Annotated in this window: 17 protein-coding genes and 1 riboswitch; of the genes, 7 read left to right on the top strand and 10 right to left on the bottom strand. The window is 72.0% G+C overall.

Features of this window, described 5'->3' with window-relative positions; translation table 11 throughout:
• Positions 1–29: 29 nt before the first annotated feature.
• Both JKJ07_RS09625 and JKJ07_RS09620 read left to right on the top strand, forming a co-directional pair.
• Positions 30–326 carry a GroES family chaperonin gene (locus JKJ07_RS09625; RefSeq protein WP_184957120.1) on the top strand — a complete coding sequence of 99 codons (297 nt, stop codon included), beginning with the start codon at positions 30–32 and terminating at the stop codon, positions 324–326.
• Between the two features lie 45 nt (positions 327–371).
• Complete coding sequence (locus tag JKJ07_RS09620; RefSeq protein WP_202991035.1) at positions 372–2,531, top strand: PrsW family intramembrane metalloprotease; 2,160 nt, start codon at positions 372–374, stop codon at positions 2,529–2,531.
• 1 nt (position 2,532) lies between these two features.
• Here JKJ07_RS09620 and JKJ07_RS09615 read toward each other — a convergent pair whose 3' ends face one another.
• Positions 2,533–3,720 (bottom strand): FUSC family protein, encoded by a 1,188-nt coding sequence (locus JKJ07_RS09615; protein ID WP_202991034.1) that lies wholly within the window; start codon positions 3,718–3,720, stop codon positions 2,533–2,535.
• 505 nt (positions 3,721–4,225) lie between these two features.
• Between JKJ07_RS09615 and JKJ07_RS09610 the strand changes: the two genes are divergently transcribed.
• Positions 4,226–4,903 (top strand): HD domain-containing protein, encoded by a 678-nt coding sequence (locus JKJ07_RS09610; RefSeq protein WP_236028691.1) that lies wholly within the window; start codon positions 4,226–4,228, stop codon positions 4,901–4,903.
• Here the strand turns inward: JKJ07_RS09610 and JKJ07_RS09605 are convergent.
• Both JKJ07_RS09605 and JKJ07_RS09600 read right to left on the bottom strand, forming a co-directional pair.
• Positions 4,887–5,147: a DUF4031 domain-containing protein gene (locus JKJ07_RS09605; protein WP_202991032.1), complete on the bottom strand. Its 261-nt coding sequence runs from the start codon at positions 5,145–5,147 to the stop codon at positions 4,887–4,889. The two genes, JKJ07_RS09610 and JKJ07_RS09605, sit on opposite strands and share 17 nt — an antisense overlap.
• Positions 5,144–6,943, bottom strand: a complete 1,800-nt coding sequence (locus tag JKJ07_RS09600) for a glycerol-3-phosphate dehydrogenase/oxidase (RefSeq protein WP_202991031.1) — start codon at positions 6,941–6,943, stop codon at positions 5,144–5,146. The genes JKJ07_RS09605 and JKJ07_RS09600 overlap by 4 nt, the downstream gene beginning before the upstream one ends.
• 140 nt (positions 6,944–7,083) lie before the next feature.
• Between JKJ07_RS09600 and JKJ07_RS09595 the strand changes: the two genes are divergently transcribed.
• Positions 7,084–12,447, top strand: coding sequence for an Ig-like domain-containing protein (locus JKJ07_RS09595; RefSeq protein ID WP_202991030.1), 5,364 nt, complete (start codon positions 7,084–7,086; stop codon positions 12,445–12,447).
• Between the two features lie 64 nt (positions 12,448–12,511).
• Here the strand turns inward: JKJ07_RS09595 and groL are convergent, their stop codons facing one another.
• Positions 12,512–14,134, bottom strand: a complete 1,623-nt coding sequence (groL, locus tag JKJ07_RS09590; RefSeq protein WP_202991028.1) for a chaperonin GroEL — start codon at positions 14,132–14,134, stop codon at positions 12,512–12,514.
• 310 nt (positions 14,135–14,444) lie between these two features.
• Positions 14,445–15,362 (bottom strand): hypothetical protein, encoded by a 918-nt coding sequence (locus JKJ07_RS09585; protein ID WP_202991026.1) that lies wholly within the window; start codon positions 15,360–15,362, stop codon positions 14,445–14,447.
• 61 nt (positions 15,363–15,423) lie between these two features.
• On the opposite strand from JKJ07_RS09585, the gene JKJ07_RS09580 reads away from it, so the two are divergent.
• Positions 15,424–15,966: a GNAT family N-acetyltransferase gene (locus JKJ07_RS09580; RefSeq protein WP_438871377.1), complete on the top strand. Its 543-nt coding sequence runs from the start codon at positions 15,424–15,426 to the stop codon at positions 15,964–15,966.
• The gene (locus JKJ07_RS09575; RefSeq protein ID WP_202991022.1) at positions 15,966–16,457 is read left to right on the top strand and encodes a hypothetical protein; all 492 of its coding nucleotides are present in this window, start codon (positions 15,966–15,968) and stop codon (positions 16,455–16,457) included. The genes JKJ07_RS09580 and JKJ07_RS09575 overlap by 1 nt, the downstream gene beginning before the upstream one ends.
• Here the strand turns inward: JKJ07_RS09575 and JKJ07_RS09570 are convergent.
• The 4 genes from JKJ07_RS09570 to JKJ07_RS09555 form a co-directional block, all read right to left on the bottom strand.
• Positions 16,396–17,373 carry a GNAT family N-acetyltransferase gene (locus JKJ07_RS09570; protein ID WP_202991020.1) on the bottom strand — a complete coding sequence of 326 codons (978 nt, stop codon included), beginning with the start codon at positions 17,371–17,373 and terminating at the stop codon, positions 16,396–16,398. The genes JKJ07_RS09575 and JKJ07_RS09570 overlap by 62 nt on opposite strands.
• Positions 17,374–17,663: 290 nt before the next feature.
• Entirely contained in the window at positions 17,664–18,947 is a 1,284-nt protein-coding gene (gene thrC, locus JKJ07_RS09565; protein WP_202991018.1) for a threonine synthase, read from the bottom strand.
• An 11-nt stretch (positions 18,948–18,958) separates the two neighbouring features.
• A riboswitch (SAM riboswitch) is annotated at positions 18,959–19,082 on the bottom strand.
• A gap of 77 nt (positions 19,083–19,159) precedes the next feature.
• Positions 19,160–20,026: an ABC transporter permease gene (locus tag JKJ07_RS09560; RefSeq protein ID WP_202991016.1), complete on the bottom strand. Its 867-nt coding sequence runs from the start codon at positions 20,024–20,026 to the stop codon at positions 19,160–19,162.
• Positions 20,023–22,776 (bottom strand): alpha/beta fold hydrolase, encoded by a 2,754-nt coding sequence (locus JKJ07_RS09555; protein ID WP_202991014.1) that lies wholly within the window; start codon positions 22,774–22,776, stop codon positions 20,023–20,025. Before JKJ07_RS09555 ends, JKJ07_RS09560 begins: the two co-directional genes overlap by 4 nt.
• A 112-nt stretch (positions 22,777–22,888) precedes the next feature.
• On the opposite strand from JKJ07_RS09555, the gene JKJ07_RS09550 reads away from it, so the two are divergent.
• Positions 22,889–25,072, top strand: coding sequence for an AAA family ATPase (locus tag JKJ07_RS09550; RefSeq protein WP_202991012.1), 2,184 nt, complete (start codon positions 22,889–22,891; stop codon positions 25,070–25,072).
• On the opposite strand, the gene JKJ07_RS09545 is transcribed toward JKJ07_RS09550, so the two are convergent.
• Positions 25,069–25,395, bottom strand: a complete 327-nt coding sequence (locus JKJ07_RS09545) for a DUF3263 domain-containing protein (protein ID WP_202991010.1) — start codon at positions 25,393–25,395, stop codon at positions 25,069–25,071. The genes JKJ07_RS09550 and JKJ07_RS09545 overlap by 4 nt on opposite strands.
• Positions 25,396–25,424 lie beyond the last annotated feature (29 nt).

Below are 25,424 nucleotides of genomic sequence, written 5' to 3'. Positions count from 1 at the left end.
CCCGTACCGAGAGCGGATTGCCGATCCGCATGCTGCACGACCGAGTGCTCGTCCGGCAGGACGGCGGCGAGGGTGAGCGCCGTTCGGTCGCCGGCATCGTCATCCCCGCCACCGCCTCGATGGGTCGCCGGCTCTCGTGGGCCACGGCCGTCGGCGTCGGGCCGAACGTGCGCTCGATAGTGGTCGGCGACCGGGTGCTCTTCGACCCCGACGACCGGTCCGAGGTCGAGCTTCACGGCCGGGAATACGTGCTGCTCCGCGAGCGTGACGTGCACGCCGTGGCGGCCAGCCGGGTCGAGCCGGACGGCACCGGCCTCTACCTCTGAGCCCTGGGGGCGGCCGGACCCCGTTCGGGTGACTACGCTGGCTGCATGGCCGACGTCACGCCGGGTGGAACGCCCGATCCCGCGCCCACCCTGGCCGGCCCTGTTGAGGCGGGGGTCGTCGTGCCTGAGGCCGGCTCGCTCTCCCCCGCCTCGTCGCCGTTCCACGACCCCGCGGCGATGCTGCCGGTGGCCGCGCGCAAGACCGGCTGGCGCCGCTGGCTGCCGATCGCCGGCGTGGTCCTGTTCCTGCTCGCCGGCGCCATCGGCATGCTGCTGTTCCTCGGCGTCGACATGGGCGGCACGAGCCTGGCCGTCGGCCTGACCGCGGCCGTCCTGCCGGTTCCGTTGCTGGTCGCCAGCTTCCTCTGGCTCGACCGCTACGAGCCCGAGCCGATCCGCTACCTGGCCTTTTGCTTCGCCTGGGGCGCCGCCATCGCCACCGCCGTGGCCCTGGTCGTCAACACCAGCGCGGCCGTCCTCTTCGACAAGATCGGCCTGCCCGACGCCCTGGTCGCCGTGCTCGTCGCCCCCTTCATCGAGGAGCTGATGAAGGCGGCCGGCCCGCTCCTGCTCTTCTGGCGGCGCCGGGTCGAGTGGTCCGGCATCACCGACGGCATCGTCTACCTGGGCATGTCGGCGCTCGGCTTCGCCATGGTGGAAAACGTCCTCTACCTAGGCAAACACGGCTACGCGACGGGCGTCGAGGAGTACGGCCCGGCCACCGGCCTGCAGAACCTCTTCGCGATCTTCATCGTGCGGATCCTGTTCACCGGCTTCGCGCACCCGCTGTTCTCGGCCATGACCGGCATCGGCCTGGGCCTGGCGGCCCGCTCCGGCGACCGCAAGGTGCGCTGGCTGGCCCCCATCGCCGGCCTGCTGCTGGCGATGATCCTGCACGGCACGTTCAACCTGCTGCCCACGCTCTCGGTGAGCCTGGCCCAGCCCCTGATCATGCTGTACGGCTATCTCGGCTTCATGGTGCCGTTCTTCTTCGCCGTGGTCGGCTTCGCGATCGCCCTGCGCAGCTGGGAGGGCCGCCTGACCGAGCGGGTGCTCCCGTTCTACGTCAACACGGGCTGGTTCGCCCCGCCCGAGGTGGCCGCGCTGGGCAGCCTGGGCCGCCGCTACTCCGCCCGCCAGTGGGCCCGCCGGGTGGCCGGTCAGGGCGGCCAGAAGGCGATGCGCAGCTTCCAGTTCGCCTCCACCCAGCTGGCCCTGCTGCGCGACGGCATGAACCGGGGCCTCGACCGCAAGCCGGCCGACATCAACCGGGCCGCCGCCGAGGAGCGCCGCCTGCTGACCGAGATCTCCGAATACCGCACGGTCTTCACAGCCAAGGACCCGCAGGCGCCGCAGGCCTTCTGGGACGGGCAGAACTACCAGATCGCCTTCCCCGACGGCATCACCCGCACCGTGCCGCCGCCGGCCGAGCCCGTGGTCCCGCTCCCGATCAAGATGCCCCAACTGACGTACGCGGCCCCTGGCTGGCCGCAGCCCGGTTACAGCGCACCGCCGAGCCACTACAACACCGGCCCCAGCCCGTACGGGATCCCGCCGAACCCCTACAGCGCCGCGCCCAGCCCGTACGGGGCCTCGCCGGGCTCGTACGGTCCGCCGCCCGGCCAGTACAGCGCGCCGCCCAACCCGTACGGCACTCCGCCGTACGGCTATGTCCAGCAGCCCGGATTCGCCCCGCCGGCGTCCGGTTACGCGGCCCCGGCCCCCGGCTACGGCTGGCCCCAACCCGGCTACCCGCCCCAACCGCCGTACGGCACTCAGCCCGATCACACCGCCACGCAACCCGGCTACGGCGTTCCGCCGGGTTACGCCGCCCAACCCGGTCAGGTGGCGCAGCCTGGTTGGGGCACGCCGCCCGGACACACCGCGCAGCCGGGATACGGCCCGCAACCCGACGCCCAGCCTGGCCCGGCCGCCCAGCCCGAATACCCAGCTCCGTCCGGTCCGGGCCAGCCCGCCGATTCGGCCCGACCGGACCCCGCTCCCCAGCCCGCCGACACGGCTCAGCCCGGCCCCGCCGCCGACGCCCAGCCCGGCTATTCGGCCCAGCCCGGCTTCGGCAGCCACCCCGGCTATGCCGGTTACACGCCCCAGGGCGGCGGCTACACCTACCTGGCGCCCCCGTCCGACCCGGCGACGAGCGACGACCAGCGCCCCGCGCACGAGACCCCGCCGCAGCAGCAGTAGGTCACGTGGGCGGGCGGCCCAACCCCGTACGGGAAGGGTGTTTGCGCCGCCCCGAATGCGGCCGCCCGTGCCATCCGACCGCCCGCCGCACCAGCCTCGGCGCCTCCGCGTAGTCGACCCCGCTGGCCCGCAGCAGGTCGGTCGCGGTGGTCCGGATCTGTGCCACGATCACCCCGCCGGAGAAGCCCACCCCCTCGTCGTACGCCTTCCCGCACTCCGCCGCCGCCCGCAGCGCACGCTCCCGGGCCGCCACCGGCTCGACGCCCTTGGCCCACTCCTGCCGCAACAGGTCAACCGCGTCGCCCAGCAGCCCCACCGACACCGGCAGCACCTCGGGAATCGCCTCGTCGTCCCCCAGCGCCGTATCGGCTCGCCGGCTCAGCACGCGGCAGTTCCGCAGGGCGTACGTGATGTGGCTCGCCCCATCGACGTAGAGCGCCAGCGCACCCCGGCTGCGCCACCGGGCCGGCGCGAAAGCCACGTTTTCGCGGGCGGCGGTGACGGCGGCCGAGAACGCGGCGAACGTCGTCTCGGCCGCCCGCAGGTGCGCCAGCGCGTCCTCGATCGCCGTGCGGTCCCGCTCGGCCAGCCCGGCGCCGACCCGATGCAGCCCGTCGGCCAGCGCCCGCAGGGCCGGATCGGCCGCCCGGCGCACGACGTTCAGCGGGTTGAGCGGCAGCAGCAACGTCATCACGACCAGCCCGACACCACCGCCGACCAGCGCGTCGAGAAACCTCGTCCACGGCAGCCCGGTGCTCGACGTGAGCGTCGCGACCAGCACCGCCGACGACGCCGACTGCACCACGAGCGGTGTCCCGCCGCCCACCGCGGTCGCCACCAGCACCGCGAGCAGCACGATGAGCCCAATCTGCCACGGCCCGCTGCCGATCAGCAGGATCAGCGCGTCCCCGATCCCGATGCCGATGGCCACACCCAGGACAAGCTCGGCCGTACGCCGGGCGCGCTGCCCGACCGACGAGGCCAACGTGATCACCGCGGCGATCGGCGCGAAGAACGGGCTGGGCCGCCCGAAGAGGTCGTGCGCCACGAACCAGGCGATCCCCGCCGCCACGCCGGCCTGCACGGCCAGGGCCAGCCCGTGCCGCGTGCGCCGAAGACCCTCGAGGAACCCGCCGCGCGCCCGCCCCACGGCTCGCGTGACTCGCCCCGGCGGCGCTTCCTCGGTCATCCCTGAACCCTAGGACCTTCGCTTCCCCTCCGCGCAAGCCCGGCCGCCCAGCCTGTGGATAACTCTCGGCCCTGTGGACAACGAAAAGCCTCGCCCCGATTCCGCGTAGGGTGGGCTTCAGGGACGGAGGCCCCCGGTTGGGGTAGGTTATATTCCGCGGCGCCTACAAATTGGCCAGAGAGACGGCCCGACGGGACGCGGATGCAACCCCGGCGGCGAGAGGATGCCAAGCGGCAGGCAGACGGCACGCGGAAGAACGACAGCCGAGCGGACGCGGAAAGCATCAGGCGCACGGGCGCGCGCAAAGCGGCAGGCAGGCAGGCGCGCCGCGAAGAGAGCGACAGCCAGGCGGACGCGAAGCGCGACAGGCCCGCGGGCACGCGCAAAGCGACAGGCAGGCGCGCCGCGAAAGAACGACAGCCACGCGGGCGCGAAGAGCGACAGACACACGAACACCGCACACAGACCGCCAAGCAAGCACGAAAAGCACCCACCCCCCAGCCGGATGCAGGCAGCACCCACCCGCAGTGTCAGGATTGCCCGCGTGGAGACCCTTGTGGAGCGGTTCCGCGCGGCTGCTCGAGCGGCCGGCGCCACCGCAGAAGACACCGACCTGGAAGCAGCCGCCGCCTACCTGCTGACCCGCTGGTCCGAGCCCCAACGCCAATACCACACCGCGGATCACCTGACGGCCGTCCTGGACGTGGTCGACCGTTTCGCCGGCCTGGCCCCGCATCCCGAGCGGGTCCGCCTGGCCGCCTGGATGCACGACGCCGTCTACGACCCCCGCGCCCTCGGCGACGCCAACGAGCGTGACAGCGCCGAGTTCGCCGAGGGCCTCCTGCAGACCCTCGGTGTCGCGGAAGACACCGCGCAGGAGGTCGCCCGCCTGGTCAGCCTGACCGCGGGTCACGCCACCGGCGAGGACGACCCCGACGGCGAGCTGCTCTGCGACGCCGACCTGGCCGTCCTGGCGGGCGACGACGACGCGTACGCCGAATACACCGCCAAGATCCGGCGCGAGTACGCCCATGTCCCGGACGACGATTTCAAGGCCGGTCGGGCCCAGGTGCTCAAGGCCCTGCTCGAGCTGCCTTCGATCTATCGCCTGGCCCCGCTGCGCGAGCAGTGGGAGGCCAAAGCCCGCGCCAACCTGGAGAACGAGCTCAAGCGAGGTGCTTAGGCCGCCGCAGCCCGGCGGCCCGCAGGCGAAAGGCCAGCTCGCGGGAGGGCAGCAGGGTAGCGCCGAGCCACAACGCACTGCGGAAGCGGTTTTCCGGGATGTCATAGTGGTCGCGGTCGAAGGCCCGCCGCGGCGCGCCCAGCATTTCGGCGAACGCGTGTAATTCGGCGTACGAGAGGTCGCTCACGAGATGCGACCACAGCCGCCCGCGGGCGGGCCAGAGCGGCTCGTCGACGAGGATCAAAGATCGACTTGCAGCAGGTCGATCCCGCGGTCGGCGGCGAATCCGCGCACGTCGGCCGCGCCGAGCCGGGCCGCGTCGGCTGCCGCGTCGTCGGGCATCGTCTGGGATTGCCGTTCGGCCGCGACCCGGGCCAGGTAGTGCTCGATCTCGCGTTCGCGCACCGCCTTGTCCCAGCCCAGCGCGTCGCCCATCACCGCGGCCGCGTGGGCGGCCGACTCGCTGCCGCGGTGCGCGGTCTCGATCGAGATCCGCGTACGCCGGGTCAGCACGTCGTCGAGGTGCAGGGCGCCTTCGGCGAGGGCCGCGTACGCCACCTCGGCCGCCAGGTATTCCGGGGCGCCCGCGAGCGGGGTCGCCAGCTCCGGATCCGCCTTGACCATGGCCAGCAGGTGGACCGCCAGCGTGCCGTACCGCTCGAGGAGATGCTCGACCACCCCGGCGGTGACGCCGTGCCGGCGGGCCGTGTCCTGCCGGTCGCGCCAGGCCGCGTTGTAGCCGTCCGCGCCCAGCAGCGGCAGCTGGTCGGTGCGGGAGGGCAGGACGGGGCCGCCGAGCCGGCGTACGGCCCGGTCGATCACGTCGGCCGCCATCACCCGGTATGTGGTGTATTTGCCCCCGGCCACCAGCATCAGGCCCAGCATCGGCTCGATCACGGCGTGCTCGCGCGACAGCTTGGACGTGGCCTCGGCCTCGCCGGAGAGCAAGGGCCGCAGCCCGGCGTAGACGCCCTCGATGTCGTCGGTCGTCAGCGGCCGGTCGAGCACCGTGTTGACCTGGTCGAGCAGGTATCGGATGTCGCGCGCGGAGGCCGCCGGGTGCGAGCGGTCGAGCTTCCAGTCGGTGTCGGTGGTGCCGATGATCCAGTGGCCGCCCCATGGGATGACGAACAGCACCGAGGTCGGGGTGCGCAGGATGAGCCCGGCCTCGCCGGTGATCGCCGAGCGCGGCACCACCAGGTGAACGCCCTTCGAGGCACGAACCCGAAAACCGGGACGTACGCCGACATCGCGCAGCATCTGCGACATGTCGTCGCTCCACACGCCGGTGGCGGCCACGACCGTACGGGCTCGGACTTCGAACTCGGGTGAGTCGGGGGCCTCCAGGTCGCGCACGCGGACGCCGACCACCTCGCGGGCCTCGCGGACGAAGCCGACGACGCGGGCGCTGGTCACCACGGCCGCGCCCAGACTGGCCGCCGTACGGGCGAGGTTGACCACGAGGCGCGCGTCGTCGACCTGGCCGTCGTAATAGCGGATGGCGCCGCTCACCGTGTCGGCCCGCAGGCTGGGGAACAGGTGCCGGGCGCCGTCGCGGCTGAGGTGCCGGTGCAGCGGCATGCCCCGGCCGGTGCCGAAGAGGCCGGCGAACACGTCGTACGCCGCCACCCCGAGCCCGTAGTACGCCCGGCGACCGACCCGGACGGCCGGGTTGCCTGCGGGCAGCGGCACCAGGATCGGCACGGGCCGCACGAGGTGGGGCGCCAGCCGGGTGGAGAGCAGGCCGCGCTCGGTCAGCGCCTCGTGCACCAGGTGCAACTCGAGTTGCTCGAGGTAACGCAGGCCACCGTGGATCAGCTTGCTGGAGCGGCTGGACGTGCCGGCCGCGAGGTCACGGGCCTCGACCAGGGCGACCTTGAGGCCCCGGGACGCGGCGTCGAGGGCGGCGCCGGCGCCGGTGACCCCGCCGCCGATGACGAGGACGTCGAACTGCTCGTCGCGCAGGCGCCGGAGGTCGGCCACCCGTCGGATCGGGGAGAGCCGGCCGGCCGCGTAACGAGAGACGGAGGGTTCACGCACCTGTCTTACGTTAGCGCCCGCGAGCGCTCCCGAACCCGCTCCTGTGTGCAACCGTTCCGCTCCGGACGGTCCTTAGCGTCAATTCTTGGCCGTGGACCGTCGGAGTCCGGGTCGCCGCCCTCGAGACGACGGGGACTTGAATGCACCGAGCCGTTCTGCGGTCCAAGGCTTACCGAACCCTGGTCCTGGTGGTCGTGGCCGCCGTTGCCCTGACGGCGACGATCACGATCATGGGCAACCGGGCGGACGCGGCCATCACCACCGCTTTCAGCTCTCGTTTCCAGGCCAACGTCAACGGCTCGATCCTGCTGCGGGGCAACACCAACATGGTGTGCCCGCCCGCGCTGGCGGCCTGCACCGACGCTCAGAACGGCTTGGCCACCGGCAACGTCCTCGGCACGCTCAACAACAACAACTACGTGATGCAGTACACGGACGCCGACAACGACGCGTCCACGTTCAACGACAGCACCGCGACCATCGCCCTCCCGGCGGGCAGCAAGGTGCTGTTCGCGGGCCTCTACTGGAGCGCCGACACCTCCGCCGGCAACAGCGGCGTGGCCGCCAGGAGCGCCGCCGACAAGGGCAACGTCAAGTTCCGTACGCCGGCCGGCCCGGTCTGGAACGCGGTGACCGCGTCGACCGTGTTCACCAACAGCACGAACCTCGCCTACCAGGGCTTTGCCGACGTGACCCCGCTCGTCGCGGGTGCGGGCAGCGGCGTCTACAGCGTGGCCGACATCCAGGCCGGCACGGGCCGCGACCGGTACGCCGGCTGGGCCCTCGCGATCGCCTACCAGAACTCGGCCGAGCCGATGCACAGCCTGCGCGTCTTCGACGGCTTCGGCGTGGTCAACAGCAACAGCGCCGACAGCACCGTGAAGATCCCGGTCAGCGGCTTCCAGACCCCGCAGAGCGGCACCGTGCACGCCAGCATCGGCACCGTCGTCTACGAGGGTGACCTGGGCCTGACCGGCGACAACCTGACGCTTGACGCCAACCCGATGTCGGACGCGGCCAACCCGCAGGACAACTTCTTCAACAGCACCGTCAGCGAGGCCGGCGTCAATCTGACCAGCGACCGCTCGCCCGGCAACAAGAACCTGATGGGCGTCGACATCGACCAGTTCGACGCGAGCGGCAAGCTCACCAACAACGTGCAGAACGCCGAGCTGACGCTGACCACCGGCGGCGAGACCTTCTACCCCGGCGTGGTCACCTTCACCACCGACCTGTTCGCCCCGGACGTGCAGTCCACCGTGGTCGGCAAGGACCTCGACAACGGCGACCTGCTGCCCGGCGACGTGATCGAATACACGATCACGGTCCGCAACGACGGCACCGACACCGCGCTCAACACCGTGCTGACCAACGCGATCCCGACCCACACCACGTACGTCCCGGGCTCGCTCACGGTCGGCGGCGCCCCGCGCACCGACGCCGCCGGCGACGACACCGCCCAGTTCGCGGGTGGAACCGCCACCTACAACGTCGGGACGCTGGCCCACAACGACACCACCACGCTCACCTTCCGGGTCAAGGTCGACAACGACACCCCGGCCGGTTACTCGATCACCAACCTGGCCAACACGTCGTACGAGGCCTCGTTCACCCACATGAACGTCAACGGCGTCCCGGCGAGCACCGCCATGGTCGTGAAGCAGCCGCACGCCGACCTGTCGGCCGCGCTGACCGTCGCCCCGGCCGCCGTGCAGCGGTCCGCCCCGGCCGGCGTCACCTACACCGTCACCGTCACCAACAACGGCACCGACCTCGAGCCGGCCGCGCAGGCCGAGCTGACCCTGCCCACCGGCGTCACCGCGGGCCCGCTGCCCTCGGGCTGCACCCTGGCGGGCCAGGTCGTCACCTGCTCGGCGGGCGCGCTGCTCAAGAACACCCAGGCCGTCTTCACGATCCCGGCCACGGTCTCGGCGAGCGCCGCCGCCAGCGCGGTCGCGGTGGCCAAGGTCTCCGGCACCGGCGCCGACGCCGTCGTGCCCAACAACACCGCCTCGGCCGCCCTCCGCGTGAACTCGGCGCCGCAGGCCGTGGCGGACACCGCGAACACCACCAACGGCGTCGCGGTCTCGATCGACGTCCGGCAGAACGACACCGACGCCGACAACGCCCGGGCCGACCTGACCGTCGCGCTCGGCACCCCGCCTGCGCACGGCAACGCGGTCGTCGAGGCCGACGGCACCATCACCTACACCCCGGCCCTGGGCTGGGCCGGCGCCGACTCGTTCACCTACTCCATCGCGGACGGCGACGGCGGCACCGACACCGCGACGGTCACCGTGACCACGGCCAACGCGGCCCCCGTGGCGGTCGACGACGTCCGGGCCACCGCGGCCGGCGTGCGCATCGACATCCCGGTGCTGGCCAACGACTCCGACCCCAACAGCCACCCGATCCACGTCGCCTCGATCACCCAGCCGCAGGCCGGCGCGGGCTCGGCCACGCTGACCGGCGACGTGGTCGGCTACACCCCGGCCGCGGGCTTCACCGGCACCGCCACCTTCACCTACGTGGTCGAGGACAGCCTCGGCGCGCGCAGCACCGCCCAGGTCAAGGTCTCGGTCGACAACGCCAAGCCGGTGGCCGCCGACGACCTGGCCGCCGTCGCCTACGGCGGCAACGTCACGATCGACGTGCTGCACAACGACACCGACCCCAACGCCGCCGACACGCTGACCGTCAAGTCGGTCGGCCCGCCGGACCACGGCACCGCCACCATCGTCGGCGGCAAGGTCGTCTTCCAGGCGCCGGCCGGTTTCTCGGGTGACGCGACCTTCACGTACGTGGTCACCGACGGCACCGACGAGGACACCGCGACGGTCACCGTGACCGTGGCCAACGCCGCGCCGACGGCCGCCGACCAGTCCGTGCACACGGCCACCAACACCGCCGTACGGATCAACGCGCTGCTCGGCGCGAACGACCCGAACGGCGACCAGCTGACCGTCAGCGGCTACACCAGCCCGGCCCACGGCACGCTGGCCCGCAACGCCGACGGCACCCTGACCTACACCCCGCTCACGGCCTTCGCCGGCAACGACAGCTTCGACTTCACGGTCGGCGACGGCCACGGCGGCACCGACACCAAGAAGGTGAGCATCGTGGTCACCAACGGCGCGCCGGTCGCCAAGCCCGACGCGGCCACAGTGCCGTCGGGCGGCGCCGCCACGATCGCGGTGCTGGCCAACGACACCGACCCCAACAACGACCCGCTGACCGTCACGATCGACGTGGCCCCGACGCACGGCACCGCCACGGTGAACCCCGACGGCACGGTCACCTACACGCCGGCCGCGGGCTTTGTGGGCACCGACTCGTTCCACTACCTGGTCGCGGACGGCAAGGGCGGCCAGGCCGGCGCCACCGTGACGGTCGGCGTGATCAACACCGCGCCGGAGGCCCATGACGACGCCGTCACCACCGACACGGACACCGCCGTCACCATCACGCCGCTGGCCAACGACCGCGACGACAACGGCGACGCCCTGACCGTCACCGCGATCACCAACCCGGCCAAGGGCACCGCGGTGCTCAACGCCGGCGGCACGGTCACCTACACGCCCAACGCCGGCTACTACGGCACCGACGCCTTCACCTACTCGATCCGCGACGCGCACGGCCTGACCGCCACGGCGACGATCACCGTCACCGTCCGCAACGCCGCGCCGATCGCCGTCGACGACCGGTTCGTGGTCCGCCCCGGCTTCACCACGAAGCTCGACCTGCTGGCCAACGACCGCGACCCGAACACCGGCCAGAAGCTGAGCATCGCCACGCTCGGCTCGCCGGCCAAGGGCACGGTCACGCTGAACGCGGACGGCACCGTCGGCTACCGCCCGAACGCGCTGACCGAGGGCACCGACACGTTCGACTACGTGCTCACCGACGACCTGGGCCTCACCGCCACCGGCACGGTCACCATCGTGATCGACGCGCTGCCGACCGCGGCGCCCGACACCGCCACCACCAAGGGCGGCACGGCCGTGGACATCGCGGTGCTCGGCAACGATGTCGACCCCGAGGGCGCCGCGCTGACGCTGGTCTCGGTGGGCACCCCGGCCAACGGCACCGCGGTCGTCGTGAACGGCAAGGTCCGCTACACGCCGGCCACCGGCTTCAGCGGCACCGACACCTTCACCTACGTGGTGCGGGACGCGGCCGGCAACACCGTCACCGGCACGGTGACCGTCACCGTGGCCAACACGGCCCCGACGGCCAACGACGACGCGGCCGCCGTGCTCGCGGGCAAGCAGGTCGACGTGGACGTGCTGGCCAACGACACCGACCCGAACACCGGCCAGACGCTGACCGTGACCGCGGTGGGCACCCCGGCCCACGGCACGGCCACCATCGTCAACGGCAAGATCCGCTACCGGGCGGCCGCCGACTACGCCGGCACCGACACCTTCACCTACACGATCAGCGACGGCAAGGGCGGCACCGCCGAGGCCAAGGTCACCGTGACGGTCAGCTCCGGCGCGGCGGTCGCGGTGCCGGACGAGCGGACCACGCCGTACGAGAAGGCGATCACCGTCCCGGTGCTCGCGAACGACCTGGACCCCGACCACACCCTGACCCTGAGCAGCGTGACCGCGCCCGACCAGGGCACCGCGGTGATCGACGGCAAGGGGATCCGCTACACGCCGCCGGCCGGCTTCACCGGGGTCGCCACGTTCAGCTACACGGCCGTGGACGGCGACGGCAACCACGTCACGACGACGGTCAAGATCACCGTGGGCGCTCCCCCGGTGGTGCCGGACAAGGCGCTGACCGCCAAGCCGGGCAAGGCCGTCAAGATCACGCTGCCCACCACCGACGAGCACGGGGTGCCCGTCACGGTGAAGTCGATCGGCAAGCCGAAGCACGGCACGGCCAAGCTGAACGCGGACGGCACGGTCACCTACCTCGCGGCCGCCGGCTTCAGCGGCACCGACTCCTTCACCTACTCCGCGGCCGACGCCGACGGCAACATGGCCGAGGGCACGATCACGATCAAGGTGGCCGGCGCGAACACCAAGCCGGTCGCGAAGAACGACGCCGTCTCGGTCGGCGCCGGTGACTCGGTGGTCATCGCGCCGCTGAAGAACGACACCGACGCCAACAGCGACAAGCTGACGGTGGTCAAGATCGGCAAGCCGAAGCACGGCACCGCGGTGCTCAACAAGGACGGCACGGTCACCTACGCGCCGAACCAGAGCTACGCCGGCGGCGTGGACTCGTTCACCTACACGATCAGCGACGGGCACGGCGGCACGAGCACGGCGATCATTACGGTCACCGTGAACGCGGCGGCGACCGACGTCGGGGCGGGCAACGGCAAGCTGGCCAAGACCGGCGCCGACATCATCTCGGTCGTGGTGGCCGGCGGCGTCGCCGTCCTGATCGGCGGGTTCCTGCTGATGGCGGGCGGCAACCGCCTGCAGCTGGCCGCGGCGGTCGGCCTGCACGGCCCCGGCCGGCACCGCCCGGGTCGCCACCGGATCTGATCGAGGACAGCAAGAAGGGCGGGCCGCCAGGCGACCCGCCCTTCTTGTGGTGCTAGGACTGGACTCAGAAGTCCATGTCACCGCCGCCCGGGGCGCCGGCCGGGGCCGGGGTCTTCTCGGGCTTGTCGGCCACGACGGCCTCGGTGGTGAGGAACAGCGCGGCGATCGACGCGGCGTTCTGCAGCGCCGAGCGGGTGACCTTGGCCGGGTCGATGATGCCCGCGGCCAGCAGGTCGACGTACTCGCCGTTGGCGGCGTTGAGACCGTGACCGGCCTCCAGGTTGCGCACCTTCTCCACCACGACGCCGCCCTCGAGGCCGGCGTTCACGGCGATCTGACGCAGCGGGGCGTCGAGCGCGACCTTGACGATGTTGGCACCGGTGGCCTCGTCGCCGGAGAGGTCGAGCTTGTCGAACGCGGTCTTGCCGGCCTGCACCAGGGCGACGCCACCACCGGGCACGATGCCCTCCTCGACGGCCGCCTTCGCGTTGCGAACGGCGTCCTCGATGCGGTGCTTGCGCTCCTTGAGCTCGACCTCGGTGGCCGCGCCGACCTTGATGACCGCGACACCGCCGGCCAGCTTGGCCAGGCGCTCCTGCAGCTTCTCGCGGTCGTAGTCGGAGTCCGACTTCTCGATCTCGGCGCGGATCTGGTTGACCCGGCCCTGGATCTGCTCGGCGTTGCCCGCGCCGTCGACGACGGTGGTCTCGTCCTTGGTGATGACGATCTTGCGGGCCTGGCCCAGCAGGCTCAGGTCGGCGTTCTCCAGCTTGAGGCCGACCTCTTCGCTGATGACCGCGCCACCGGTGAGGATGGCGATGTCCTCGAGCATGGCCTTGCGCCGGTCACCGAAGCCGGGGGCCTTGACGGCGACCGACTTGAAGGTGCCGCGGACCTTGTTGACGACCAGGGTGGCCAGGGCCTCGCCCTCGACGTCCTCGGCGATGATGACGAGCGGCTTGCCGCCCTGCATGACCTTCTCGAGCACGGGGAGCAGGTCCTTGACCGCGGAGATCTTGCTGTTCGCGATCAGGATGTAGGGGTCGTCGAAGACGGCCTCCATGCGCTCGGCGTCGGTCATGAAGTAGGCCGACACGAAGCCCTTGTCGAAGCGCATGCCCTCGGTGAGCTCGAGCTCGAGGCCGAAGGTGTTGCTCTCCTCGACGGTGATGACGCCTTCCTTGCCGACCTTGTCCATGGCCTCGGCGATGATCTCGCCGACCGTGGTGTCGCCGGCCGAGATGGAGGCGGTCGAAGCGATCTGCTCCTTGGTCTCCACGTCCTTCGAGAGCTGCTGCAGGCCCTCGGAGACGCTGGCCACGGCGGCCTCGATGCCCCGCTTGAGGGCCATCGGGTTGGCGCCGGCGGCTACGTTGCGCAGACCCTCACGAACCAGCGCCTGGGCGAGGACGGTCGCCGTCGTCGTGCCGTCACCGGCAACGTCGTCGGTCTTCTTGGCGACCTCCTTGACCAGCTCGGCGCCGATCTTCTCGTAGGAGTCCTCGAGCTCGATCTCCTTGGCGATCGACACACCATCGTTGGTGATGGTGGGAGCGCCCCACTTCTTCTCGAGCACGACGTTGCGGCCCTTGGGGCCGAGCGTCACCTTGACGGCGTCGGCGAGCTGGTTCATGCCCCGCTCGAGGCCGCGACGAGCTTCCTCGTCAAATGCGATGATCTTGGCCATACGGCTGTGTCCTCCTGGACATTCGAGGTGCCGGGCCGCCTGGCCCCGCCCCCGCACGTGTGCGGAACTCTGCGGACGTCACCACCTGGCGTCGTGACGTCCTCAGGTCGAGCCGGATAGCCCGCGACGACCGGCCCCGTGCCCCGGCGCCGATGGCGACACCGCGACCGAGACCCCACCGTCCCGACCTGCTGGCACTCACCAGACGCGAGTGCCAATGACCTGTTTAGCACTCCCGGGGTGCGAGTGCAAGGAAACCCCGGCCTCGACCGGGGCAAGGCTCAACCACCGGGCAGGGCACCCGGGATGGTCACTCCTCCGGGGCGTCCAGCTCCGCGAACAGGGATCGGCTGGTCACCGGTTCGACCGCGCGGCGGGCCTGCCCGTACGTCACCAGGGCGGCGATCGCCCACAGCTGAACCAGCAGGACCCCGGCCACCGTCGCCGCCAGCCCGCCGAGGGCGTAGTCGGCCACCCGGGGCAGCACGGTGAGGGCGGCCGCCGCGACCACCAGCCCCGCCGGACGGGAGTGCGAGAGCAGGTGCGTCGCTCGCCGGGGCCCGCGCCCGCGCTCGACCAGCACGACGCAGCCGAGCAGCCCGCCGAAGGTCAGCGCGACAGTCGAGCCGATCGCGAACACGATCGCGACCAGGCCGCCCGCCGTGCCCACCTGCTCCTCGGTCAGCAGCAGCGGCAGGCCACCGGTGAGCAGGCCGAACCCGGCGAACCAGAGCCAGAGGGCGCGCAGCCGCATGGAGACCAGCGACCACACCCGGCCCGGGCGGGGCCGGCGGCCCTCGGCGGCGGCCGGCAGCGCCACCCCCACGGCGCCGGCCAGGCTCAGCACCAGCGGCAGGGCCGACACCGCGAGATAGGCCAGCCACATGGCCGGGAGCAGCAGCAGGCCGAACCCGCCGACCAGGTCGGCCAGGGCGGGCGCGGCCACGATCGTGTCGTCGACCCGGCCGACGAAGAAGTGCATGGGCAGCGCGGTCAGCAGCATGACCGGGATCAGGTGGGCCGCGTGCCGCCCGGTGACCCGGCCGAACCGGCGGGCCCACTGCCCGAGCCCAGGCCCGGCCACGAGCGGGTCGGTGACGCCGGGCTGCGCGAGGTCGACGTGCCGCTGCCAGCTCAGATCGGCCGTACGCCCCTCGGGGTCGAAGGGGTCGGCGGCGGCCACCACCGGTTCCTCGACCATGAAGATGCGCGCGTCACCCTGCTCCACCCGGACACCTTGCCCCAGCAGCGGGCCGTCACGCCACCCCGTCCGATTCCCGGCAACCGGCTTGCCGCACCGGCCCGATCCGGGTAATGAGGACCTTATGAGCTGGAACGTGCACCGGGTACGCCCCGAGGACGCGGCCCGGATGCGTGCGCTGCGGCTCGAGATGCTCGCCGACAGCCCGCTGGCCTTCCTCGAGACGCTGGCCCAGGCCGCCCAGCGGTCCCACGAGTCGTTCCGGCAGCGCGTCGCGCAGGCCGCGGCGGGCGGCAGCCTGGCCCAGTTCGTGGCCGACCCGGGCGACGGCGGGCGGCTGATCGGGCACGCGGGCGGCACGGTGTCGCCCGACTTCCCGGGTGAGACGGTGATCTTCGCGGTCTACGTGACGCCGGCCCATCGCGGCGGCAAGGTGGTGGCCGACCTGATCGAGGCGGTCACCGCATGGTCGGCCGCCGCGGGCCGCCCGGAGACGCTGCTCGAGGTGGTCGTCGGCAACGACCGCGCCGTCCGGGCGTACGAGAAGCTCGGCTTCTGCGACACCGGCGAGCGCGTGCCGCACCCGGTGATCCCCACCCTGACCGAGCTGCGCATGCGCCGGGTCGTGTGATGGCCGCGCGCCACGTCACCAGGGGCGTCCTCACCGCGCTGAACGGCACGACGGGGGCCGGGCTGCTGGTCGCGCTGGCCACCCGGGCCAAGATCAGGCGGGGTCGCCACGGCGTGCTGATCGCCGAGGGCTATCGCCTGCCGATCCCGCCCGCCTCCTGCTTCACGGTCGGGTCGGTGATCCTGACCCGGCGCAGCGCCGAGTGGCTGCTCGACGAGCAGCGCCGCGAGCTGTTCGAGCACGAGCATCACCACGCCAAGCAGTACGCCCTGCTCGGGCCGCTGTTTTGGCCGGCCTACTGGGCCGCCTGCGGCTATTCGTACGCGACCACGGGCTCGTGGGGCGCCCGCAACTTCTTCGAGCGGCGCGCGGGGCTGAAGGCCGGCGGTTATCCCACCGACCTCCCGCTGCGACCGTGGCTGGCCCGGCTCACAGGTCCTTCTGCCACTCGATCCAGGAATCGGCCACCCGGAAGCCCATCGCCCGGTTGACCTTGAGCATGTAGGCGTTCTCGGCGGCGTTGAACGTGTCGACCGCGGCCAGGGCCGGCCTCTGCTCGCGCACGTAGGCCAGGTTCTCCAGCTTGACCAGCATGCCGAGCCGGTGGCCGCGATGCTCCGGGTCGACGATCGTGGTGCTCTGCCAGGCGTGGGCGGGCTGGTCGACCTCGGCCACGATCCAGGTCCAGGCGACCACCCGATCACCGGTGACCGCGGCGGTCTGATAGCTGCGGCGGCCGCGCTTCTGGCGGGTGAGCATGTCTTCGCGGATGCGTGCGGCGTCCATCTTCTCCGGTTCGAGGGTGAGGTCGCCGCGCGGCGCGTCGGCGTTCAGCCGGCCCTCCAGATAGGCCACCCCGTCGATCAGGTCGTCCGGCGGCACGTCCTGCCAGCGGCGCAGCGTGTAGCCCGTCGCGTGTTTCTCGGCCTCGGCCCGCAGCGAGGCCAGCAGGGAGTCGTCGAGCGCGGTGACGTCGAGCCGGCTGCGCAGCTCGGCCAGGCCCGGCTTGGCCCCGATCGCCTCGGCGAACGCCTTGCCGTCGGGATGCCGGTCGACGGTCGAGGCCTGCAGATGCTTGCGGTTGTGCACCGCGGCCCGCTCGACGGCCAGGTCGTAGAGCGCCCGGCCCACGCCGCGCCGCCGATGCTCCGGCAGGACGAGCAGGTCGACCCCGACGATGTCCAAATTGTCCAATTGGGGGAAGTCGAGCTCGACATAGCCGACCGGCTCGTCGTCGAGATAGCCCAGATAGCGCTCGATGACCGTGCCCGGTGGCGGATTGTCGATGCCCTTGAGGAAGTTTTCCCGGATCGAGAAAGGAATGTCCGGACAGTCGTGATGTGCCGTAACGCTCGCGATGTCGTAAACGATCTCGTAGGACGTCAGCGGCCCGGTCGATACGTTCATGGCCGCCACCCTTGCGGGCGACGGCCATGAACGCGAGCGATTTATCGCACCTCGGCGAGCGAGGATGGTGGACCTTGTAGCAAGCAATTGGTCGGGAGAACGGACGCACAACGCCTCCGGCGCTGGGTCGTTGGGCCCCTCGAGAGATTGTCGCCAAGCTCGAAGGTGAGGGGCCACGTACGGCGCCGCGCCCTCCCGCAGAGAGCATCTTGCCGACCCTGATATCCCGGCGCAAGTCCTCGCGGGATGGAATTCTCACTTGCTGCCAGAAGCTCGATTACTCACCGTTATTACCCCAGCAGACCGGCCTCGCGGGCGCCCTTGAGCGACGGCTTGATCCGATGGGTGGGACCGACCAGTTCCGAGATCGCGTCCAACGTCTTGAGACCCTCGCCGGTGTTGTAGACGACCGTCTCCTTCTCCGGGTCGAGCTTGCCGCTCTCGACGAGCTTCTTGAGCACGGCCACGGTCGTGCCGCCCGCGGTCTCGGCGAAGACGCCGGTGGTCTCGGCGAGCAGCCGGATGCCGGCCCGGATCTCGTCGTCGTCGGCGTAGTCCATCCAGCCGCCGGTACGCCGTACGGCCTCGATCGCGTACGCCCCCGCGGCCGGGTCGCCGATGTTGAGCGACTTCGCGATGCCGGTCGGCTTGACCGGGGTGATCTCGTCGGTGTCGTTGTGCAGCGCCGTGGCGATCGGGTTGCACCCGGCCGACTGCGCGCCGAAGACCGCCCAGCCGCCCTCGGGCGCCTCGCACAGGCCGATCTCGACCAGCTCGGCGAACGCCTTGTCGACCTTGGTCAGCAGCTCGCCGGAGGCCATCGGGATGACCACCTGGGCCGGGATGCGCCAGCCGAGCTGCTCGGCGACCTCGTAGCCCAGGGTCTTGGAGCCCTCGGCGTAGAACGGGCGGACGTTGACGTTGACGAACGCGGTGTCCTCGAACTCGTCGGTCTCGACCAGCTCGCCGCAGAGCCGGTTCACGTCGTCGTAGGAGCCCTCGATGGCCACCAGGTCGCCGCCGTAGACCGCGGTCGTGACGACCTTGCCCTGCTCCAGGTCGTACGGGATGAAGACGATGCTGGGCGCCCCGGCGCGGGCCGCGTGGGCGGCGACCGAGTTGGCCAGGTTGCCGGTGGAGGCGCAGGCGAAGCGGGTGAAGCCGAGGCCCCGGGCGGCGGTGAGCGCGACCGAGACGACGCGGTCCTTGAACGAGTGGGTCGGGTTGGCCGAGTCGTCCTTGACCCACAGCGGCGCCCGCAGGCCCACCGCGGCGGCCAGGGCGGGCGCGCTGACCAGCGGGGTCAGGCCGGGGTCGAGGGTGACCCGGGTCGCCGGGTCCTGGCCGGCGGGCAGCAGACCGGCGTAGCGCCAGATGTTCTGCGGGCCGGCTTCGATCTGCTCACGGGTGACCCGCGCGAGGAGCTCAGCATCGTAGGCCACCTCGAGCGGGCCGAAACACTCGTAACACGCGTGCTGCGCGACCAGGGGATATTCGGCACCGCAGGCGCGACAGACGAGACCCTTGGCGGGCGAGGCGGAGGTAGCAGTGGGTGCGTTGACGGTAGACGTCATCGAGGCCTTCCCTCTCATCTTTCCCCGGGATCGGGGACGGAATTAGCACCTGCCAGCGCGGCCTCGTCGTCGAGACATGCATGGTGGTTGCCGGGGCTTCGCAGGGCCGTATCCCTCTGCCCCTCTGGATGAGGTATTCAGTTGTGTTTCCAACACCTTACGACGGGATCCCGCGTTTCGGCACGCGCGATCCGAAGGTGTGAGACAGACCCCTACGAGGTGATGTCCTTCCGGGTGAACCGCCAGAACGCGAAACCCCAGCACAGCACGGCGTACGCGACGGCGCTGAGCGCGCCCTTCACGAGGTCGTCCGACTGCACGGGGGTGGACAGCAGCCCCATCCAGGCGTCGCTGTAGTGGGTGGGCAGCAGGTTGCGGATCGCGCCGAGCGCCGTGATCTGGTCGAGGATGCTGGACAGGATCCAGATCATCACCGCGCCGCCGACCGCGCCCAGCGGGGCGTCGGTCAGGGTGCCCAGCAGGAACGCCAGCCCGGCCACGACCAGCATGGTGACGCCCAGGTAGCCGGCGATGCCGAGCAGCCGCAGCAGGCCCGCCCCGGGCGCGATCTCGGCCGCCACCGTGCTGCCCAGCGGGTGCCAGCCGTAGCGCAGGGTGCCCGCGAGCAGCCCGACCCCGGTCAGCACGGCCAGCGCCACCGCCGAATAGCCCAGCGCGACCATCAGCTTGACCGCCAGCAGCCGGGCCCGCGGCACCGGCACCGCCAGCAGATAGCGCAGGCTGCCCCAGCTGGCCTCGCTGGCCACCGTGTCGCCGCAGAACAGCGCGACCACCACGACCAGCAGGAACCCGGCCGAGACGGCCAGGCAGAACAGCGCGAAGTTGAGCCCGCCCGAGGTGGCCAGGTCGACCAGGCTGCCGAACGCGCCGCCGTTGCCGTCCTCGTCGCCGCCGCTGTCGAACTCGAAGGCGATCAGGATGATCAGCGGCAGCACCGCCATGAAGCCCAGGCCGAGCTGGGTGCGCCGGCGCGAGGCCTGCCGGCGCACCTCGGCCCAGATAGGCAGGGTGCGCGACGGCCGGTAGCCGGTCGCGCCCGCGCTCACGTCAACGCTCATCGGTCTCCACTCCCCCGCGAGTTCTCGCCGACCAGGGCGAGGAAAGCGTCCTCGAGCCGGCGGCGCGGCACCACCCGGTCGACCGCGACCCCGGCCCGCACCAGCGACGCCACCACCTCGGAGCGGGGCGTGCCGTTCATGTCGACGATCAGGCCGGACGGCCCGTCGGGCAGCACCGAGCGCACGCCCAGCTCGTCGAGCACCCGCTCGGCGGCCGGCACGTCGGACACCTCCAGCTGCACCGACGGGGAGTCGCCGACGATCTCCTCGACCGGCCCGGAGGCGACGATCCGGCCCTTGTTGACCACCACGGCGTGCGTGCAGGTCTGCTCGACCTCGGCCAGCAGGTGGCTGCTGACCAGCACGGCCCGCCCGTCGGTGGCGTAGCGCTTGAGCACCCGGCGCATCTCGGCGATCTGCGGCGGGTCGAGCCCGTCGGTCGGCTCGTCGAGCACCAGCAGCTCGGGCAGCCCCAGCATGGCCTGGGCGATGGCCAGCCGCTGCCGCATGCCGTGGCTGTATTTCTTGGTCCGCCGGTGCACCGAGTCACCCAGCCCGGCGATCTCGAGCGCCTCGTCGAAGCGGGCGTCGGCCCACGGCCGTCCGGTCGCCTTCCAGTACGCCTGCAGGTTTTCCAAGCCGGTCAGGTGGGGCAGGAAGCCCGGCCCCTCGACCAGCGCGCCGACCCGCGACAGCACCGGCGAGCCGGGCACCAGCTTGTGCCCGAAGACCAGGGCCTCGCCCGCGGTCGGCATCGTCAGGCCCATCAGCACCCGCAGCGTCGTGGTCTTGCCGGCGCCGTTGGGCCCGAGCAGACCCACCACCTGCCCCCGGCGCACGGTGAAGCTGATCTCCTCCACGGCGACGAAGCCGTCCCCGTACGCCTTGCGCAGCCCCTCGACGACCAGCGGGGTGTCGGCGTGCTCGGGGACGGTGGGCGTGTGCTGCGTGCGCGACTTGCGCCGCCGTACGAGCAGAAGCGCGGCCAGCCCCAGCGCGATCGCCACGAGCAGACCGGCCAGCACGTACCGCCAGATCGTCTGCGGGTTGGCGATCGGCTCGCCCACCACGGTCGGCAGCAGCAGCTCGGTGCCTGCCTGGACGACGTAGGTGGCCGGCTCGACCGGGGACAGGAACGCCTGGTCGGTGGTGGCCACGACGACCCGTACGGTGTGACCGGCGTCGATCTGGCGCACGATGGCCGGCAGCCGGACCGTCCGCACCTCCGAGTCCTCCAGCGTGGCCGGCAGCCCGGTCAGCCGCACCGGGGCGACCAGGCCGGCGCTCAGCGTCTCGGCGCCCGACTGGTCGACGTCGTAGAGCTTGACGAAGAGGGTGGCCTCCCCGGTCGGCGAGGCGGCCCGCAGCCGTACGGTCGGGGATCCGGCCACGTCGATCGCCTCGGTCACCGGGGCCGACTCGAAGGTCGCGTGCTGGCCGGGGATGTCGGCGGCGACGCCGGAGAGCAGCTCGCTGAGGCGCCCACCCGTGCCCGGCAGCGACGAGAGCGCGCCCGGGTTGCCGTTCGGCGGGTTGGCGATCGGCTGCGCCGGGCCCGCGATGGCCAGCCGGGTGGTGCCGGTGCCGTCCAGGCCCGGGTACGCGTCGTCGGAGTAGCCGTTCGTCACCAGCCCCCGGTCGAGCGCGCTGAAGCCGGCCACCCGCGAATACGTGAAGTCGTCGGACGGCGCCTCGCCCTCGCCCTTGACGTAGTGGTCGAGCCACTGCGCGGTCAGGAACTTCACCCGGTCTTGATCGGTCTGCGGCCCGGCGCCGCCGTCGTGCCCGCCGGTGAACCAGGCGACCTTGACCGGGGTGCCGGTCGCGGCGATCCCCCGCGCGTTCGCGTCGGCGTCGCTGAGCGGGAAGAGCGTGTCGACCGCGCCCTGGATGAGCAGGGTGGGCGCCTTGATCTGGCCCAGGGTCGGGGCCGGGCTCGACTTGCGCAGCAGGTCGATCGTCGCCTGGGAGGGGTTGCCGCTGGTGGCGACGTCGAGATAGGCCTTGCAGACGTCGGCCGCGAACCGCCCGCAGGCCGGGTCGACGTTGAGCCCGACCGGCACCTGCGACTCCGTGCCGACGGCGGGCACCGCGCCCCCGTTGCCGAAGAAGACGCCGGCCCAGCCCTTCTTGAAGACGCCGGTGGCCGACGTGTCGGCCGACTGCGGCAGGAAGACGGTGGACAGGTCGTTCCACGTGATCGAGGGGACGATCGCGTCGACCCGCTGGTCCTGCCCGGCCAGCATGAGCGCGAGGGCCCCGCCGTAGGAGCCGCCGACCACACCCACCCGGGGGTCGCCGGCCGCGTCGGTCTGGATCTCGGGCCGGGCCGCCAGCCAGTCGAGCAGGCCCTGCGCGTCGCGGATCTCGTGGTCGGGGCTGTTCAGGTGGATCTGGCCGCCGCTGCGCCCGAAGCCCTCGGCGGTGTAGGTGAGCACCGCGTAGCCCCGCTCGGCGAGCGACTCGGCGTCGTCGCTGAGCGCCTCCTTGGTGCCGCCGAAGCCGTGCGCGAGCAGCACCGCGGGCACCTTGCCATCGCGGTCGCGGGGCAGATAGAGCCGGCTGTCGAGCGTGACGTTCTCGTTGCGCTCGGGGCCGCTGAGCACGGTGATCATCTCGTCCTGGGCCGTCCAGGCCGCGCGCTCGGGCCACACGCCCCAGCCGACGAGACCGGCCACCAGCACGAGCACGACCGAGGCGGCGACGACCCGGCGCCGGGTGGGCCGGGGCAGCCGGCTGGTCCAAGACATGCATGAAAGTTAGCCGGAGGCGTCTGAGCGATGCTGTGAAACCTCTCAGGAGACCGCGGACGATAGCGTGGACGATGGGATCAGGAAAAGCGACCGACAGGGGCCTGCACGCGTGACTGACGAACTTACGCTGACCGTGACGCTGCGGCCGACCGGGCTCGACGACCGCCGCGGCATCGTGCGGCTGCACCCCGAGGTCATGACCGCGCTGTCGATCAACGCGGGCGATCCCGTACGGCTCAGCGCCACCCGCACCACGGCGGCGCTCGCGGCCAAGGCCCAGCCCGGCGCGAGCCGCGAGTTCCTCTACGCCGACGACCTGACCCTGGGCAACCTCGGGCTGCGCGAGGGCGGCCGGGTCACCGTGGCCAAGCAGCCCGCGGTCGCGGCCCGGCGGGTCACCCTGGCCGGGGCGGCCGACGTGGTCGCCCTGGTCTCGCCCGAGATGCTGCGGCTGGCGCTGCTGGGCAAGGTGGTCAGCGAGGGCGACAACGTCTCGCTGCGCCCGCAGGAGCTGATGCCGGTGGGCGGCCCCGACATCGGGCAGAGCCTGCGCAACCGGCTGGGCTATCAGTGGAACACCGCGCTGCTGACCGTGATCGAGACCGACGGCGCCCTGATCACCATGGACACCGTGGTCGGCTGGCAGGACGGCCCGGTCTCGTCGCCGGTGCCCGGCCCGTCGGTGCAGCCGTCGGCGCCCGCCGCCACCGATCCCGAGGTGCCGCCGCCCAGCCTCGACGACCTGCCCGGCATGCGGGCCCAGGCCAAGGAGCTGGAGGAGCTGCTCGACCTCGGCTTCAACCACAAAGAGGTGCTGGAGCGGCTCGGCACCGAGGTCTCGCTGGGCGTGCTGATCACGGGACCGGCCGGCTCCGGCAAGTCGGCGCTCGTGCGCGCGGTCGCGGCGCAGGTCGGGGCGCGGGTGGTGCCGGTCTGGGCGCCCGAGATCGCCGCCCTGACCAACCAGTCGGCCGCCGCCCGGCTGCGTGAGCTGGCCCGCGAGGCCCGCTCGGGCGGGGCGACGGTGCTGCTCTTCTCGGACGCCGACGCGCTGGCCCCGCGCGAGGACCCGGGCCCGATCAGCGTGATCTTCCACCAGGTGGTCGAGGAGACCGTACGGGCCGGGGTCGCGGTGATCGCCACGACGAGCCGGCCCGAGTCGGTCGACCCGTCGCTGCGCGCGCCGCACCTGCTGGCCACGCAGCTCGCCGTGCCGCTGCCCGACGCGGCCATGCGCCGCGAGCAGCTGGGCGTGCTGACCCGCAGCCTGCAGCTGGCCGAGGACGTGCGGCTCGACGAGATCGCCGGGCGGACCCCCGGGTTTGTCGCGGCCGACCTGGGCGCGCTGGCCCGTGAGGCCGGTGTGCGGGCCGGGCTGCGGCAGAAGGACGACGACGTCGAGAAGCCGACCGTGGCCATGGCCGACTTCGAGGCCGCGCTCGACGTGGTGCGCCCGACGTCGATGGCCGAGTCCACGCTCGAGGTGGCCGCGGTGACCCTCGACGAGGTCGGCGACATGGTCGAGGTCAAGCAGGTGCTCACCGAATCGGTGCTGTGGCCGCTCAACTACCCCGACACGTTCGCCCGGCTCGGCGTCTCGCCCCCGCGCGGCGTGCTGCTCTACGGCCCGCCCGGCTGCGGCAAGACGTTCCTGGTCAAGGCGATCGCCGGCACGGGCAAGGCCAACGTGCTCTCGGTCAAGGGCGCCGAGCTGCTCAGCAAGTGGGTGGGTGACAGCGAGCGGGCCGTCCGCGAGCTGTTCCGCCGGGCCCGCGAGGCCGCGCCCACGCTGGTCTTCCTCGACGAGGTGGACGCGCTGGCGCCGACCCGTGGGCAGGGCACCGACGGCGGCACGACCGACCGGGTGGTGGCCTCGCTGCTGACCGAGCTCGACGGGGTGGAGGATCTGCGCAACGTCGTGGTCATCGGCGCGACCAACCGGCCCGACCTGATCGACCCGGCGCTGCTGCGGCCCGGCCGGCTGGAGCGGCTGGTCTACGTGCCGCCGCCGGACGCCGAGGCACGCGCCGCGATCCTCAAGGCGTCGGCCAAGTCGGTGCCGCTGGACGAGGCGGTCGACCTGGCCGCGCTGGGGGCCGAGCTGGAGGGCTTCTCGGCGGCGGACTGCGCGGCCCTGATCCGCGAGTCGGCGCTGGCCGCGATGCGCGACTCGCTGGAGGCGACGACGGTCACCGCGGCCAACGTCGCGGCCGCGCGGGAACGCGTACGGGCGTCTCTGGACCCTGACCAGGTGGCGTGGCTCGCGGCCTATGCCGAGAAGCACAAGGCCTAACGGCGGCGGGTGCGGGCCCGGGTCGAGCGCAGCCGACGCAGGCGGCCGACCAGCACCGGGTCGTGCTCGAGGGCGGCCGGGTTGTCGAGCAGGCCGTTGAGCAGCTGGTAATAACGCGTCGAGGACAGGCCGAACGTGTCGCGGACGGCTTGCTCCTTGCTGCCGGCGTGCTTCCACCAGCGGGCCTCGAAGGCGAGTATCTGCTGCTCGCGCTCGGTGAGGCCGGTCTCCTGGGGGGCGGGCTCCGGCTCGACGGGGGCGCTGTCACCCCGCGGCACCGGAATGTGCTGCTGCTCTTCGGACGAGTCCGCGGCCGGCTGCATGACGCTCCAAAGAAGAGAGACGAGCACAA

It is taken from the genome of Paractinoplanes lichenicola (assembly GCF_016785085.1).
Classification (GTDB): domain Bacteria; phylum Actinomycetota; class Actinomycetes; order Mycobacteriales; family Micromonosporaceae; genus Actinoplanes; species Actinoplanes lichenicola.
Note: the sequence above shows the minus strand (reverse complement) of the source record. Positions and strands in the feature narration are given on the sequence as shown.

What these genes read in the sequence shown, in the direction of transcription:
- JKJ07_RS09620 (WP_202991035.1), top strand. Translation starts at nt 372, where the DNA reads ATGGCCGACGTCACGCCGGGTGGAACGCCCGATCCCGCGCCCACCCTG.
- JKJ07_RS09625 (WP_184957120.1), top strand. Translation starts at nt 30, where the DNA reads ATGCTGCACGACCGAGTGCTCGTCCGGCAGGACGGCGGCGAGGGTGAG.
- JKJ07_RS09545 (WP_202991010.1), bottom strand. Translation starts at nt 25,395, where the DNA reads ATGCAGCCGGCCGCGGACTCGTCCGAAGAGCAGCAGCACATTCCGGTG.
- JKJ07_RS09610 (WP_236028691.1), top strand. Translation starts at nt 4,226, where the DNA reads ATGCAGGCAGCACCCACCCGCAGTGTCAGGATTGCCCGCGTGGAGACC.
- JKJ07_RS09570 (WP_202991020.1), bottom strand. Translation starts at nt 17,373, where the DNA reads ATGAACGTATCGACCGGGCCGCTGACGTCCTACGAGATCGTTTACGAC.
- groL (WP_202991028.1), bottom strand. Translation starts at nt 14,134, where the DNA reads ATGGCCAAGATCATCGCATTTGACGAGGAAGCTCGTCGCGGCCTCGAG.
- JKJ07_RS09595 (WP_202991030.1), top strand. Translation starts at nt 7,084, where the DNA reads ATGCACCGAGCCGTTCTGCGGTCCAAGGCTTACCGAACCCTGGTCCTG.
- JKJ07_RS09615 (WP_202991034.1), bottom strand. Translation starts at nt 3,720, where the DNA reads ATGACCGAGGAAGCGCCGCCGGGGCGAGTCACGCGAGCCGTGGGGCGG.
- JKJ07_RS09555 (WP_202991014.1), bottom strand. Translation starts at nt 22,776, where the DNA reads ATGTCTTGGACCAGCCGGCTGCCCCGGCCCACCCGGCGCCGGGTCGTC.
- JKJ07_RS09560 (WP_202991016.1), bottom strand. Translation starts at nt 20,026, where the DNA reads ATGAGCGTTGACGTGAGCGCGGGCGCGACCGGCTACCGGCCGTCGCGC.
- thrC (WP_202991018.1), bottom strand. Translation starts at nt 18,947, where the DNA reads ATGACGTCTACCGTCAACGCACCCACTGCTACCTCCGCCTCGCCCGCC.
- JKJ07_RS09575 (WP_202991022.1), top strand. Translation starts at nt 15,966, where the DNA reads ATGGCCGCGCGCCACGTCACCAGGGGCGTCCTCACCGCGCTGAACGGC.